We start from the raw sequence: 14,635 nt of genomic DNA, 5'->3' as shown, positions 1-14,635 counted from the left end.
GGAGTGGTCGCCGCCGGCAAGCGCCGTCGCATGTCGGCCATGCACCCTGGAGCCGGGTCCAGATGGCGCCGGCATGCGTGCGGAACGCCTGGCGGATCGGGATTTGCGTCCCAGCATGAGCCGCCAATGAACGAGTCGCGGACGACCTCGACGAGGGCTTGACCCTGGACCATCGTCCAGGGAGTACGTTGGCCGCATGAACCAGGTCTCCTCTCCGTCCCGCTTCACCATCGGCGCGCTCGCCCGCCAGGCCGAGGTCGCCATCGACACCGTCCGCTACTACGAGCGCCAGGGCCTGCTGCCGGCGCCGCCGCGGCGCGCGTCCGGCTACCGCGACTACGATGCCGCCGCGGTGGAGCGGGTGCGCTTCATCCGCCGCGCCAAGGACCTGGGGTTCTCGCTGGAGGAGATCGGCGACCTGCTCGCGCTGCAGGACGACCGCCTGCATGGCGTGGAAGGCATCAAGCAGCGCGCGAGCAAGCGCCTGCACGCGCTGGACCTGCGCATCGCGCAACTGACCGAGATGCGCGACGCGCTGGCCGCGCTGGTCGAGGAATGCCCGGGCAGCGGCGAACCGGAGCGCTGCCCGATCCTCGGCGACATCCGTGGCGATGCGGCGCCGGGCAAGCCGCAAGCATGAGCGCAACCACCGCCCGCACGGCCACGCTGAGCCTGCCGGTACACGGCATGACCTGCGCGTCGTGCGCCGTCGGCCTGGAGCGGGCGCTCAACCAGTTGCCCGGGGTCAGCGCCCAGGCCAACGTCGCCGCCGCGCGCGTGCGCCTGGACTACGACCCGCAGCAGGTGGAGGCGCCGGCGCTGTTGCAACGCATCGCGCAGGCCGGCTACACGGTGCCGACGCAGGCGCTGACGCTGGAGCTCAGCGGCATGAGCTGCGCGTCCTGCGCGGCCTCGATCGAAACGGTGCTGGCGAACACGCCCGGGGTGACCGCCGGCGCGGTCAACCTGGCCTCGGCCCGGGCGCGCGTGGAGTACGTGCCGGGCGTGGTCGAACCGGCCGACCTGATCGCGCGGATCGGCAAGGCCGGCTTCGGCGCCAGCGCGGTGCGCGACCTGGACCAGGCGCAGATGGCGGCGCGCGAACAGGCCGAGCGCCGCGCCTGGCGCCGCGAGCTGGGCCTGTTCGCCGCATCTGTGCTGCTGACCCTGCCGCTGCTGGTGCAGATGGCCGGCATGTTCGACATGTCCGGCATCGAGCACACGCTCAGCGGCCAACACAGCGAACCGTTGCCGCGCTGGCTGCAGCTGCTGCTGGCCACGCCGGTGCAGTTCTGGATCGGTGCGCGCTTCTACCGCGCCGGGTTCGCCGCCCTGCGCAACGGCCGCGCCAACATGGACGTGCTGGTCGCGCTCGGCACCAGCATGGCCTGGCTGTACAGCGCCGCGGTCACCGTGTTCGGCCTGGCCGGGCAGCACGTGTACTTCGAGGCCAGCGCCGCGATCATCACCCTGGTGCTGCTCGGGCGCCTGCTGGAGGCGCGCGCCAGGCGCAGGACCTCCTCGGCGATCCGTGCCTTGCTCGACCTCAAGCCGAAGACCGCCAGGGTCGAGCGCGACGGCGCGATCGTGGAGATCGATGCTGCCGCGCTGGTGGTCGGCGACGTGTTCGTGGTCGCCGCCGGCGAGCGCGTGCCGGTGGACGGCGAGGTGCTCGACGGCCGCTCCAGCGTGGACGAGGCGATGCTGTCGGGCGAGGCGATGCCGGTGGCCAAGGAGCCGGGCAGCCGCCTGTTCGCCGCCACCGTGAACCAGCTGGGCATGCTGCGCGCCCGCGCCACCAGCGTCGGCGCTGACACCCTGCTGGCGCAGATCATCCGCATGGTCGACGCGGCGCAGGGCTCCAAGGCGCCGATCCAGCGCCTGGTCGACCGCATCGCCGGGATCTTCGTGCCGGCGGTGATCGCCGTCGCCGCCGTGACCCTGGCCGCCACCTGGTGGCTGAGCAGCAGCTTCGCCACCGCGCTGGTGCAAGCGGTGGCGGTGCTGGTGATCGCCTGCCCATGCGCGCTGGGCCTGGCCACGCCGACCGCGATCATGGTCGGCACCGGCGTGGGCGCGCGGGCCGGCATCCTGATCCGCAACGCCGAGGTGCTGGAGCGCGCGCGTGCGTTGACCACGCTCGTGGTGGACAAGACCGGCACCCTGACCGAGGGCCGCCCGCAGGTGACGGAGGTGGACGTGGCGCACGGCGGCGACGCGGGCGCGCTGCTGCGCCTGGCCGCGGCGCTGGAGGCCGGCTCGGCGCACCCGCTGGCGCATGCGATCGTGCGCCGCGCCGCCGACGAGGGCGTGCGCGGGCCGGTGCCCGCACCGGTGCCGGAGGCGGTCGAGACCCTGCCCGGCAAGGGCGTGCGTGGTCGCGTCGATGCGCAGGCGGTGGCGCTGGGTTCGCTGGCATGGCTGCGCGAACTGGACGTGCAGGCGCCGGATGCGGCCCTGCTGCAGCGCGCGGAGGCGGCGCAGGCGCGCGGGCACAGCGTGGTCGGCGTCGCCCTGGACGGCCGGCTCGCCGGCTACATTGGCATCGCCGATCCGCTGCGCGCGACCTCGGCCGGCGCGGTGGCGCGGCTCAAGGCGCGCGGCATCGCGGTGGCGATGCTGACCGGCGACAACCGCCACGTCGCACGCAACATCGCCGCCCAGGTCGGCATCGAACGCGTCCTCGCCGAAGTGCTGCCGCAGCACAAGGCCGAGGAGGTGCAGCGCCTGCAGGCCGAGCGCGGCGCCCACGTGGGCATGGTCGGCGACGGCATCAACGACGCGCCGGCGCTGGCCGCGGCCGACGTCAGCTTCGCGATCGGCGCCGGCTCGGACATCGCCGTGGAAGCGGCCGACGTGGTGCTGGTGCACGGCGACCTGGACGGCGTGGCCACCGCCATCGACCTGTCCGCGGCGACCCTGCGCAAGATCCGCCAGAACCTGTTCTTCGCCTTCGTCTACAACGTGCTCGGCATCCCCCTGGCGGCGTTCGGCCTGCTCAACCCGGTGATCGCCGGCGCGGCGATGGCGCTGAGCTCGGTCTCGGTGCTGGGCAACTCCCTGCTGCTGAACCGCTGGCGGCCGCACTGAGCGTGCTGCCGGCAACGCCATTCCCGAACGAGGACACCGCCATGCGCCATCTCGAACTCACGGTCCACGGCATGACCTGCGGCGGCTGCACGGCGCGGCTGAAACGGGTGCTGGAGGCCAGCGCCGGGGTCGCTGCGGCCGAGGTGGTGCTGGCCGGCGGGCGGGTGGGCGTCGACTACGACGAGGCGCGCATCGACCCGGCGGCGATCGAGCGCGCCATCGCCGATGCTGGCTTCGGGGTCGCGGCGCGCTGAGCGGCGCCGGCCGCAGCAGCCACGGATCGCAACGCCGCTGCCGCCGCCAGGTGAACGTCGCCGCGCGGCACCCTCCGCGCGCAGCCCCAGGGCGCGGGCAGCCGTGTATCGTTGGCACGATTTTTCCGCCCTGCGCACCGCCATGACCCCTCGCGATTGGGTGGCCAACGCCATCCAGAAGATCGAAGCCGATTTCAACCGTTCGGCCGACACCCACCTGATCCCGCTGGACCTGCCCGGTTTCCCCGGCATCGACCTGTATTTCAAGGACGAGTCCAGCCACCCCACCGGCAGCCTCAAGCACCGCCTGGCGCGCTCGCTGTTCCTGTACGCGCTGGCCAACGGCTGGCTGCGCGAGGGGCGGCCGGTGATCGAGGCCTCCAGCGGCTCCACCGCGGTGTCCGAAGCCTATTTCGCGCGTCTGCTGGGGCTGCCGTTCATCGCGGTGATGCCGGCCGCGACGTCGCCGGAGAAGATCGCCGCGATCGAGTTCCAGGGCGGGCGCTGCCACCTGGTCGAGCGTGCCTGCGACCTGCACGCCGATTCGGTGCAGCTGGCGCGCGAGACCGGCGGCCATTTCATGGACCAGTTCCTGTACGCCGAACGCGCCACCGACTGGCGCGCCAACAACAACATCGCCGAGTCGATCTTCCGGCAGATGCAGGAAGAGCCGCACCCGGTGCCGGAATGGATCGTGTGCAGCCCGGGCACCGGCGGCACCGCGGCCACGCTCGGCCGCTACGTGCGCTATCGCCGCCACGCCACCCGCATCCTGTGCGCCGATCCGGAGGTGTCGATGTTCTTCGACGGCTACCGCGAGGCGCTGGCCGGGCGCGACCACGCCGGGCTGGCCAGCACCGGCGGCTCGCGCATCGAGGGCATCGGCCGGCCACGGGTGGAACCGAGCTTCATTCCCAGCTGCGTCGATGCGATGGTCAAGGTGCCCGATGCGCTGAGCCTGGCGGCGATGCGCTACGTCAGCGCGCGCCTGGGCCGGCGCGTGGGCGGTTCCACCGGCACCAACTTCGTCGGCGTGCTGCAGGCGGCCACGCGGATGCGCGAGCAGGGCCGCGACGGCTCCATCGTGACGATCCTGTGCGACAGCGGCGAACGCTACGGGCACAGCTACTACCGGCCGGACTGGTACCGCGAGCACGGCATCGACGTGGAGCAGGCCGACGCGCAGTTGGCCGCGGCGGTGGCCGGCGCCGGGCTGCCGCCGCTGGCTTGTGCCGCGTTGTCTTGACCGCCATATCCCCATCATGGCCGGCGGCGCCGGCCCTTCCCCCGCTACCGAGAGTTCCGCGATGACCAACCCCCTGCTCGATTTTTCCGGCCTGCCGCGCTTCGACGCGATCCAGCCCGAGCACATCGGCCCGGCGATCGACACGCTGCTGGCCGCGGCCGAGGCGGCGGTCGCCCAGGCCGAGCGGGTCGCGCCGCTGAACTGGGACAGCTTCGTGGCGCCGCTGGACGACGCCACCGAGCGCCTGTGGCGCGCCTGGGGCCAGGTCAACCACCTGCAGGGCGTGGTCAACACCCCGGCGCTGCGCGAGGCCTACAACGCCAACCTGCCCAAGGTGACGCGCTTCTCCAGCGCGCTGGGGCAGAACCTGGCGCTGTTCGCGCAATACCGCGCGCTGGCCGCCACGCCCGAGGCCGCCGGCTACGACGCGGCGCGGCGCAAGGTGCTGGACAACGCGCTGCGCGACTTCCGCCTGGGCGGCGCCGAACTGGGCGAGGCCGACAAGCAGCGCTTCGCCGCGATCCAGGAAGAACTGTCGGCGCTGTCGGCGAAGTTCTCGCAGAACGTGCTCGACGCCACCGATGCGTGGTCGCTGCTGGTCGACGACCCGGCGCGGCTGGCCGGCCTGCCCGAGGACGTGGTCGCCGCGGCGCGCGCGGCCGCCGAGAAGGACGGCCAGGCCGGCTGGAAGCTGACCCTGCAGATGCCGTGCTACCTGCCGGTGCAGATGTACGCCGACGACCGCGCGCTGCGCGAGACCCTGTACCGCGCCAACGCGATCCGCGCCTCGGAGTTCGGCGACGCGGCGCTGGACAACAGCGCGGCGATCGAACGCATCCTGGCGCTGCGCGGCGAATTGGCCGGCCTGCTCGGCTTCGCCAGCTATGCCGAGTATTCGCTGGCGACCAAGATGGCGCGCAGCCCCGGCGAGGTGCTGGGCTTCCTGCGCGACCTGGCCGCGCGCGCCAAGCCGTACGCGCAGCGCGACCGCGCCGAACTGGAAGCCTATGCGCGCGAACACCTGGGCCTGGACGAACTGCAGGCCTGGGACCTGGCCTACGCCAGCGAAAAGCTCAAGCAGGCGCGCTACAGCTTCTCCGAGCAGGAAGTGAAGCTCTACTTCACCGAGCCGAAGGTGCTGGACGGCCTGTTCGGCGTCATCTCCGATCTTTATGGCTTGCAGGTCGAAGCCGACAGCGCGCCGGTGTGGCATCCGGACGTGCGTTTCTTCCGCGTCAGCGACGCGCAGGGCCGCCTGGTCGGGCAGTTCTACCTCGACCTGTACGCGCGCGAGGGCAAGCGCGGCGGCGCGTGGATGGACGACTGCCGCAACCGCCGCGACCGCGCCGACGGCGTGCAGACGCCGCTGGTGTACCTGGTGTGCAACTTCGGCCGCGGCAGCGACGGCAAGCCGGCCACCTTCACCCACAACGACGTCACCACCCTGTTCCACGAGATGGGCCACGGCCTGCACCAGTTGCTGACCCAGGTCGGCGAACTCGGCGTGGCCGGCATCAACGGCGTGGAGTGGGACGCGGTGGAACTGCCCAGCCAGTTCATGGAGAACTTCTGCTGGGAGTGGCCGCGGCTGCAGGCGATGACCGCGCACGTGGACAGCGGGCAGCCGCTGCCACGCGCGCTGTTCGACAAGATGCTGGCGGCGAAGAACTACCAGAGCGGCATGTTCACCGTGCGCCAGCTGGAATTCGCGCTGTTCGACATGCAGCTGCACCACGGCTTCGACGCCGCCGGCGACAGCATGCTGCAGCTGCTCGAGCGCGTGCGCGACGAGGTCGCGGTGAACCGGCCGCCGGCATGGAACCGCTTCCCGCACCAGTTCAGCCACATCTTCGCCGGCGGCTACGGTGCCGGCTACTACAGCTACAAGTGGGCCGAAGTGCTCAGCGCCGACGCCTACGCCGCGTTCGAGGAAGCGCCGGACCAGCTGGCCGCCACCGGCGCGCGGTTCCTGCAGGAGATCCTGGCGCGCGGCGGCAGCCGCCCCGCGCTGGAGAACTTCACCGCGTTCCGCGGCCGCGCGCCGGAACTGGACGCGCTGCTGCGGCACAGCGGCATGGCCGGCTGACCGCGCGCCGCGGTGCCCCTGATACGCGGCGCGACGAGGAGCGGGCAGGATGCGACAGCGCGCGCATCCGCCTCTCGCGCGCCGCGATCCGCCGGTCGCGCTTGGCGCAGGCCGCAGCGCGCCCGCCCGGTCGCCGATGGCATCGGTGCTTCGCTCTCTGCATGCTTCGCATGCGCCCGGGCGCGCGGCCCGATCGGGTTAACAGGTCCTTAGCGCCGCGGCGTGCTAGAACATCGCCGAACACGATGGCGCGCACGCGCCCAGGGAAGACACGCTGGCCACGGGACCGGCGGCACAGGAGGTTCGGCATGAAACGAGGCATCTGGATGGCGCCATTGCTGCTGGCGGCCGCCGCGCCGGTGCTGGCGCAGAACAGCGACGGGTTCGCCCGCAGCGGCGCCAATCTGCGCGCAGGACCGGCCAACGCGTATCCGCGGGTGGCGACGGTAGTGGGCGGCGACAGCCTCACCGTCTACGGGTGCGTCGACGATTTTTCGTGGTGCGACGTGCGCTGGCGCGAGGCGCGCGGATGGCTGCCGGCCGGCGTGGTCGAGTTCGACGCGCGCGACGGTGCCTTCGCTCCTGCCATCGGGTTCGCCATCGATGCCTATTGGGACGCGCACTACCGTGGCCGGCCCTGGGCCCGCGACCGCGCACGCTGGCGGCAGCAAGCGCAGGCATCGCAGGCTGCGCCGGCGCCGTTGCCCGAGGCGCTCAAGCGCCAGCTGATACCCCAGCGCATCGCCGACACGCGCGGCTACCAGCCGGCGCAGCCCGCCGTGGAGGCGCCGATGCAGTCGCAATGGGTGCCGCCCGGCGAGCGCATGTACCAGGCGCCGCCGCCGGATGCGCTCAATCCCAAGCGCAACAAGGAACTGGCCGAGCAACAGCGGCGCGACGAAGAGGATCGCCGTTGGCGCGAATCCGTGCACCAGTCGACCGAGTCCCCGCGATCCTCGTCGTCCGCCTCGCCGTGGTGGCCGCCGAAGCCGGAGACGGTGGTGCAGGCGGCGCAGCACACGCCGCCGCCGGCACCGCCGCCGAAGCCTACTTCGCCGCCGCCGCCATCCGCGCCGCCGCCCAGGAAAGAGCGGACGAACGAGGAGGACGAGAAAAAGCGCCGCGACGGCAAGCAACTGGAACGCTGACGCGGCCGGTCGGCGGCAGGACGTCCCTGCCGCTGCCGTGCACAGACCGCTCAGCGCTTGCCGAACACCAGCGCGGCGTTGGTGCCGCCGAAGCCGAAGCTATTGGACATCACCGTGCGCGGCGTCGCCGCGCGGCTCTCGCGCACGATCGGGAAACCCTCGGCGCGCGGGTCCAGCGCGTCGATGTTGGCCGAGCCGGCGATGAAGCCGTCGCGCATCATCAGCAGGCAGTAGATCGCCTCGTGCACGCTGGCTGCGCCCAGCGAATGCCCGGACAGCGCCTTGGTCGAGGACAACGGCGGCACCGCGTCGCCGAACACCTCGCGCACCGCGCCCAGTTCGGTGACGTCGCCCAGCGGCGTCGAGGTGCCGTGCGTGTTGAGGTAGTCGATCGGCGCGTCCACGCCCTGCATCGCCATGCGCATGCAGCGCACCGCGCCTTCGCCGGACGGGGCGACCATGTCGGCGCCGTCGGAGGTCACGCCGTAGCCGAGCAGTTCGGCATGGATGCGCGCGCCGCGCGCCACCGCGCGGTCGTAGTCCTCCAGCACCAGCATGCCGCCGCCGCCGGCGATGACGAAGCCGTCGCGCTCGGCGTCGTACGGGCGCGAGGCCACCGCCGGGCGGTCGTTGAAGCCGCTGGACAGCGCACCCATCGCGTCGAACATCAGGCTCATGGTCCAGTCCAGTTCCTCGCCGCCGCCGGCGAACATCACGTCCTGCTGGCCATGGCGGATCAGCTCCGCGGCCGCGCCGATGCAGTGCGCCGAGGTCGCGCAGGCGGCCGACAGCGAATAGCTGACGCCCTTGATCTTGTACGCGGTGGCCAGGCTGGCCGACACCGCCGAACACATGGTGCGCGGCACCATGTACGGGCCGACCTTGCGCACGCCGCGGTTGCGCAGCAGGTCCGCCGCTTCCACCTGCCAGTGGCTGGAACCGCCGCCGGAGCCGGCGATCAGGCCGGTGCGCACGTCGCTGATGACGGCCTCGTCCAGCCCCGCGTCGGCGATCGCATCGCGCATCGCCAGGTAGGCGTAGGCCGACGCATCGCCCATGAAGCGCTTGAGCTTGCGGTCGATCAGCGCCTCCAGGTCCAGTTGCACGTCGCCGGCGACCTGGCTGCGCAGGCCGTGTTCGGCCGCCTCGGGGTTGGCGCGGATGCCGGCGCGGCTCTCGCGCAGCGCGCGCGACACCGTGTCCAGGTCGTTGCCCAGGCATGAGGTGATGCCCATGCCGGTGACCGCGACGCGGCGCATCAGAAGGCCTCCGTCGAGGTGAACAGGCCCACGCGCAGGTCCTTGGCGTGGTAGATCTCGCGGCCGTCCACGGACATGCGCCCGTCGGCCACCGCCATCACCAGCTTGCGGTTGATCACCCGGCTGATGTCGATCTCGTAGACCACCCGCTTGGCGCTCGGCAGCACCTGCCCGGTGAACTTCACCTCGCCCACGCCCAGCGCGCGGCCGCGGCCGGGCGCGCCGATCCAGGTCAGGAAGAAGCCGGTCAACTGCCACATCGCATCCAGGCCCAGGCAGCCGGGCATCACCGGGTCGCCGATGAAGTGGCAGCCGAAGAACCACAGGTCCGGGCGCACGTCCAGTTCGGCGCGGACCACGCCCTTGCCGTGCGCGCCGCCGTCGTCGTCGATGTGGGTGATGCGGTCGAACATCAGCATCGGATCGTTGGGCAGGCGTCCAGCCTCGGCGCCGAACAGCTCGCCGCGCGCGCTGGCGAGGAGGTGTTCGCGTGAATACGAAGTGAGGCGGCTCATGAGCGAATTTCCCAAGGCAGACGGTCGAGGCGCGCAAGCGTGCACGACGTGCGCGCTTTCAATCAAACGTTTTATCCGTACGCACGCGTAGCGTAGACAGTGCTGCGCTGCGGCGCGCTGAGCGAAATCAAGGCATGCATTCTCAGCGCATGCGCAGGCCTGGCTTATCATGCAGCGACCGTTCGCTGGCGTAGGGTGCAGGGCCGATGCGCAAGATCATTCACGTCGACATGGATGCGTTCTACGCGTCCGTGGAACAGCGTGACGATCCCACATTGCGCGGCAAGCCGGTGGTGGTGGCCTGGCGCGGCATGCGTTCGGTGGTCTGCGCCGCCTCGTACGAGGCGCGCGTGTTCGGCATCCGCTCGGCGATGCCGGCGTTGCGCGCCGAGCGGCTGTGTCCGGACGCGATCTTCGTGCCGCCGGATTTCGCGCGCTACAAGGCGGTGTCGCGGCAGGTGCGCGAAATCTTCCAGCGCCACACCGACCTGATCGAGCCGCTGTCGCTGGACGAGGCCTATCTCGACGTCACCGTGCCCAAGGGCGAACTCGCCACCGCCACCGAGATCGCGCAGGCCATCCGCGCGCAGATCCGCGAGGAAACCCAGCTGACCGCGTCGGCCGGCATCGCGCCGAACAAGTTCCTGGCCAAGATCGCCTCGGACTGGCGCAAGCCCGACGGCCAGTTCGTGATCCGCCCGCACCAGGTCGAGGCGTTCCTGACCCCGCTGCCGGTCAGCAAGGTGCACGGCGTGGGCAGGGTGATGCAGGCCAAGCTGGCGGCGCTGGGCATCGTCACCGTCGGCGATTTGCGCACGCACAGCGCAGAGGAACTGGAAGCGCGCTTCGGCAGCTTCGGGCGACGCCTGTACCAGCGCGCGCGCGGCATCGACGAGCGGCCGGTGGAATCGGACCAGCCGGTGCAGTCGATCTCCTCCGAAGACACCTTCGCCGAGGACCTGGCACTGGACGCGCTGGAGCCGGCGATCCGGCAACTGGCGGAAAAGACCTGGAACGCGACCCGCCGCACCGAGCGCGTCGCGCGCACCGTGGTGCTGAAGCTGAAGACCGCGCAGTTCCGCATCCTGACCCGCAGCTTCACCCCGGAGCAGCCGCCCGATTCACTGCAGGCGCTGACCGACATCGCGCTGGCCCTGCGACAGCGCGTGGAATTGCCCGCGTCCACGCGCTACCGCCTGGTCGGCGTGGGCCTGTCCGGTTTCCACGAACCCGAGTCGATGCAGAAGCAGGGGCAGTTGTTCCGCTGAACGGTGCGCCGCTGCGCACCCACCGCCACGCAGCCAGCGTGCTGCTGGAAGCGGCCGCAGTACGTAGCGCCCGCCTTGCATTCGGCACGCGGGGCGCCTTCGGCGTACGCGCATCGCGCCCGCAGCAGCGCCGAGCATGCGCCGCTGGAGTCAGGTCGCGCGTTTCCACGCGTGGCCGTGCCGCGATGTCGCCACGGCGCGCGCGGGCATGGCGCCTACAATGGGCGCCGGTTTCCGCACCCGAGAACGAGATGACGTTTCCGTACGCGCTGGTGGTCTTCGATCTGGACGGCACGCTGGTGGACAGCGGCGCCGATATTGCCGAGGCGCTCAATCGCACCCTGGCCGACTTCGGCCTGGCGCGGGTGCCGGAAGCCACCGTGCTCGGCTGGATCGGCGAGGGCGTGCGCAAGCTGGTCGAGGCCGCGTGGCGGCATGCGCACGACGGCACCCCGGTCGACACCGTGATGCCGACCTTCATGCGCCACTACGCCGAATGCCTGCTGCGCAGCCCGCGCCTGTATCCGGGCGTGGCCGAGGCGCTGGCGCAGTTGCACGCGCGCGGAGTGACGCTGGCGCTGTGCACCAACAAGCCGTCCGCGTTCGTGCCGCCGCTGCTGCGCCACCTCGGCGTGGCCGATGCGTTCGCCGCGTTGCTCGGCGGCGACAGCCTGCCCGAGCGCAAGCCCAGCCCGCTGCCGCTGCTGCACCTGGCGCAGCGCTTCGCGCAGCCGCCGGCGCGCTGCCTGATGGTCGGCGATTCCGGCACCGACCTGCAGGCCGCGCAGGCCGCGGGCATGCCGGCGGCGCTGGTGCGCTACGGCTATCCGCGCGACCTGGACCTGGCCAAGGCCGACGTGGTGCTGCTGATGGACGACATGCGCGAGCTGCTGGCGCTGGCGTAGCCGCCGGCAATCGCTGCCCGAGCGCAGGCTCGGGCTTGCGGGCAGATCAAGCCGACAGCCGGTACTCCAGCACTTCATCGCCCAGGTCATCGATCTCGCCGGTGGGACGCCAGCCAGGTGCCGATAGAAACCGTGCGAGCGCACCGCCGGGTCGGCTGCGCAGCCGAGGAACAGCCGCGCGAAGCGGTCATGCGTTCCAATCCTGTAGGAGCGGCTTCAGCCGCGACGCTTTACCGGTAGCGCCCGGTCGCGGCTGAAGCCGCTCCCACAAGAACCGCAGCGTCGGTGTCGATGCTGCCGTGCCCGGCATCGGCCGTTCGCGACCGCCGCGGCAAGCGCTGCGCCGTGCGGCGCAGCGCCTGGTTCCCTCAGCGCGCCGCCGGCGCGTAGCGCAGGCTCAGCGCGTACTCGCGGCCCGGCTGGTTGTACCAGTTGATGGTCTGGTAGTCGCGGTCGAACACGTTGCTGGCCTTGGCCTGCAGCGTCCAGTCCGGCGCGAACGCGTATTCCACGCGCAGGTCGACGGTGCCGTAGCCGGCCAGGCGCACGCTGTTGGCCGCGTCGTCGTAGCGGTGGCCGCTGCCGAACGCGGTCACTCCGAGCTTGACCGGGCCGAAGCCGCGGTCCACGTCCAGCCGCGCGGTGTTCTGCGCGCGCCGCGCCAGCCAGTTGTCGCGGTTGGCGCCGTCGCTGCGGTTGCGCGGATCGGTATGGCTGAGCTGCGCCGACAGTTCCCAGCCGGCCAGCGTGGCGTAGCCGGTCAGTTCGGCGCCGCGGATCCGCGCCTCGTCCACGTTGACCGGCAGAAAGCTGACGGCGTCGTAGGAGATCAGGTCGTCGACGCGGGTCTCGTAGACGTTGAAGGTCCAGTTCCAGGTGTCGGCGTACTGCGCCACGCCCAGGTTGCCGCTCCGGGACTTCTCCGGCTTCAGCTCCGGATTGCCGGCGAACGGGTAGTACAGGTCGTTGAAGGTCGGCGCCTTGAAGCCGGTGCCGATGCTGGCGGTGAGCTTGAAGCCGCCGTCCAGCGCCAGGCCCCAGCCCAGGCTGCCGGTGGTGTGCTGGCCGAACTGCTCGTTGTCGTCGCTGCGCACGCTGGCCTGCAGCTGCTGCGCGCCGAAGCGGCCCTGGTACTCGGCGAACACGCCGGTGTTGTCGCGCTGGTCGACGTCGAAGGCGGTGCTGCCGGTGACCTCTTCGCGCTGCCAGTCGGCGCCGGCGCTGAGCAGGTGGCCGTCGGCCAGGCCGAAATCGCCCTGCAGCGAGGCGGTGTCGCGGCGGCTGTCGAAGGTGCTGACGAAGCTGCGCGTATCGCTGCCGGGGGCGTGGTAGTAGCTGTCGGCCTGGTCGGTATTGCGGCCGAGCTGGGCGGCCACGTGCACGCGCTCGGACGGGGTCCAGTCGAGCTTGCCGCCGAACACCTGCTGGGTGTTGTCGGCCTCGTTGCCGGCGAACAGCGCATCGCCGTCGTACTCGTTGCGGCTGTCGATGTTCAGCGCCTGGCCTTCGATGCGCAGCGTGTCGCTCAGCGCGTAGCCGGCGCGCGCGCTCAGCGAGGTGTTGCGGTAGCCGTCGCGGTCGGGCTGGTCGACGAAGCAGCCGGCGAACAGCGTGGCCGAGCCGTTGCAGGCGTTGATGCCGTCGGTCTTCTGGTAGCCGCCCTGCACCGACAGCCAGCCGCGCTCGCCGCGGTTGCTGAAGCCGGCGCTGGCCTCGCGCAGGCCGTTGCTGCCCGCGCCCAGGCTCAGGTTCTGCTGCAGGCCCTGGCCACCGCGGCGGGTGAAGATCTGGATCACGCCGCCGATCGCATCGGAGCCGTACAGGCTCGAACGCGGCCCGCGCACGATCTCGATGCGCTCGATCTGGCCCAGCGGCAGGTCCTGGAACGCGGCCAGGCCGGCGCTGGCCGAGCCGATGCGCACGCCGTCCACCAGCACCAGCACGTGGTCCGATTCGCTGCCGCGCAGGCTCAGCGTGGTCAGCTTGCCCAGCCCGCCCTGGTTGGACACGCCGATGCCGGCGCGGCCCTGCAGCAGCTGCGCCAGCGAGGTGGCCTGGCTGCGCTCGATCTCGGCGCGGTCGATCACCTGCGCCGGCACCACGCTGTCCTCCACCGAGATCTGGGTGCGGGTGGCGGTGACCAGGACCTGGTCCAGGTCGGTGGCGGCATCGGCGGCGAGCGCCAGCGAGGGCAGGGACAGGGCGGACGCGATCGCGACCGAAAGCAGGCGGGACGACATGGGGCAGCAACTCCGGCGCGCGGGTGCGCGCAGTGACGGCGAAGGAGTCGCGAACGGAAGGTGCAAGCGGACGGCGCCAGACGCGGCGCGGCACGCCGCGACGCCCTCCGCATCGCAACCAGTGGACTGCAAGGCCGGTCTCCGGGCTGGCGATCTGGGAGTCGGAACTCCCGGCTGCGACGCCTTCCCGTGCCAGGCACAGTGGCGCAAGTCGTCAGCGCGGATCGCTTACCGTTGCGGGGGCAGCGCCGGCCTTGTCGCAAGACGCACCGGCTTCCCGTTTCAACCTGCAGGCCGGGGCCGGCAGGTCACCTTGAAGCGGCGCGATTGTACGCGATCCCCGGGGCGTGTCGCCCATTCCCGTGCAGGTCGCGCCGCGCTTGCGCGTTCGCGGCGAGGAAAAAGGGGGGCAATGTCCTCTCCCCGGCGACGCCGCGGTCCGCAAAGGCGCCTGCCAGGCCGCCAGCCGGCGCCGTCAGCGCTGCCACGCGGCAGCGGCTGACGGCCTGACGGAGACCGGGTCGCTGGCCACCGCCGGCGTCGGCAACGCGCTGGGCGCGATCCGCCGGCATGCCCGGGGTCGCCCAACGCGGCCTACCCGGGGATGGGCGATGCGAGCAGGTG

At 71.7% G+C, this 14,635-nt stretch carries 11 protein-coding genes, 1 pseudogene and 1 riboswitch; of the genes and pseudogenes, 8 read left to right on the top strand and 4 right to left on the bottom strand.

The genetic code is table 11. The annotated features are described in order from the left end of the window. The first annotated feature begins 196 nt into the window (after positions 1-196). The 6 genes from OCJ37_RS17660 to OCJ37_RS17635 all read left to right on the top strand — a co-directional run bounded on the left by OCJ37_RS17660 (position 197) and on the right by OCJ37_RS17635 (position 7,824). Positions 197-640, top strand: coding sequence for a heavy metal-responsive transcriptional regulator (locus tag OCJ37_RS17660; protein WP_263110997.1), 444 nt, complete (start codon positions 197-199; stop codon positions 638-640). Next, complete coding sequence (locus tag OCJ37_RS17655) at positions 637-3,090, top strand: heavy metal translocating P-type ATPase (protein ID WP_263110996.1); 2,454 nt, start codon at positions 637-639, stop codon at positions 3,088-3,090. The genes OCJ37_RS17660 and OCJ37_RS17655 overlap by 4 nt, the downstream gene beginning before the upstream one ends. A gap of 41 nt (positions 3,091-3,131) precedes the next feature. Then, complete coding sequence (locus OCJ37_RS17650) at positions 3,132-3,344, top strand: heavy-metal-associated domain-containing protein (RefSeq protein WP_263110995.1); 213 nt, start codon at positions 3,132-3,134, stop codon at positions 3,342-3,344. A 142-nt stretch (positions 3,345-3,486) separates the two neighbouring features. Then, complete coding sequence (locus tag OCJ37_RS17645; protein WP_263110994.1) at positions 3,487-4,590, top strand: PLP-dependent cysteine synthase family protein; 1,104 nt, start codon at positions 3,487-3,489, stop codon at positions 4,588-4,590. 61 nt (positions 4,591-4,651) lie between these two features. After that, positions 4,652-6,676 carry a M3 family metallopeptidase gene (locus OCJ37_RS17640; protein ID WP_263110993.1) on the top strand — a complete coding sequence of 675 codons (2,025 nt, stop codon included), beginning with the start codon at positions 4,652-4,654 and terminating at the stop codon, positions 6,674-6,676. 308 nt (positions 6,677-6,984) lie between these two features. Continuing rightward, positions 6,985-7,824, top strand: a complete 840-nt coding sequence (locus tag OCJ37_RS17635) for an SH3 domain-containing protein (RefSeq protein WP_263110992.1) — start codon at positions 6,985-6,987, stop codon at positions 7,822-7,824. A 50-nt stretch (positions 7,825-7,874) separates the two neighbouring features. Here OCJ37_RS17635 and fabB read toward each other — a convergent pair whose 3' ends face one another. Together fabB and fabA are read right to left on the bottom strand one after the other, a co-directional pair. Next, complete coding sequence (gene fabB / locus OCJ37_RS17630; RefSeq protein ID WP_263110991.1) at positions 7,875-9,083, bottom strand: beta-ketoacyl-ACP synthase I; 1,209 nt, start codon at positions 9,081-9,083, stop codon at positions 7,875-7,877. Further along, positions 9,083-9,598: a 3-hydroxyacyl-[acyl-carrier-protein] dehydratase FabA gene (gene fabA, locus OCJ37_RS17625; RefSeq protein ID WP_263110990.1), complete on the bottom strand. Its 516-nt coding sequence runs from the start codon at positions 9,596-9,598 to the stop codon at positions 9,083-9,085. The genes fabB and fabA overlap by 1 nt, the downstream gene beginning before the upstream one ends. A 206-nt stretch (positions 9,599-9,804) precedes the next feature. Between fabA and dinB the strand changes: the two genes are divergently transcribed. Both dinB and gph read left to right on the top strand, forming a co-directional pair. Then, positions 9,805-10,866 carry a DNA polymerase IV gene (gene dinB / locus OCJ37_RS17620; protein ID WP_263110989.1) on the top strand — a complete coding sequence of 354 codons (1,062 nt, stop codon included), beginning with the start codon at positions 9,805-9,807 and terminating at the stop codon, positions 10,864-10,866. 251 nt (positions 10,867-11,117) lie between these two features. Further along, positions 11,118-11,771 (top strand): phosphoglycolate phosphatase, encoded by a 654-nt coding sequence (gene gph / locus OCJ37_RS17615; protein WP_263110988.1) that lies wholly within the window; start codon positions 11,118-11,120, stop codon positions 11,769-11,771. 46 nt (positions 11,772-11,817) lie between these two features. Here the strand turns inward: gph and OCJ37_RS21020 are convergent. After that, positions 11,818-11,948 (bottom strand): annotated as a pseudogene (locus OCJ37_RS21020) (GNAT family N-acetyltransferase); the annotation flags it as partial. A gap of 191 nt (positions 11,949-12,139) precedes the next feature. Continuing rightward, positions 12,140-14,011 (bottom strand): TonB-dependent vitamin B12 receptor, encoded by a 1,872-nt coding sequence (btuB, locus tag OCJ37_RS17610; RefSeq protein ID WP_263110987.1) that lies wholly within the window; start codon positions 14,009-14,011, stop codon positions 12,140-12,142. A 114-nt stretch (positions 14,012-14,125) separates the two neighbouring features. After that, positions 14,126-14,342: riboswitch (cobalamin riboswitch) on the bottom strand. Positions 14,343-14,635: the final 293 nt, after the last annotated feature.

Origin of the sequence: Xanthomonas sp. AM6 (assembly GCF_025665335.1) — a bacterium.
Taxonomy (GTDB): domain Bacteria; phylum Pseudomonadota; class Gammaproteobacteria; order Xanthomonadales; family Xanthomonadaceae; genus Xanthomonas_A.
This window is presented reverse-complemented; position numbering and strand designations above follow the sequence as displayed.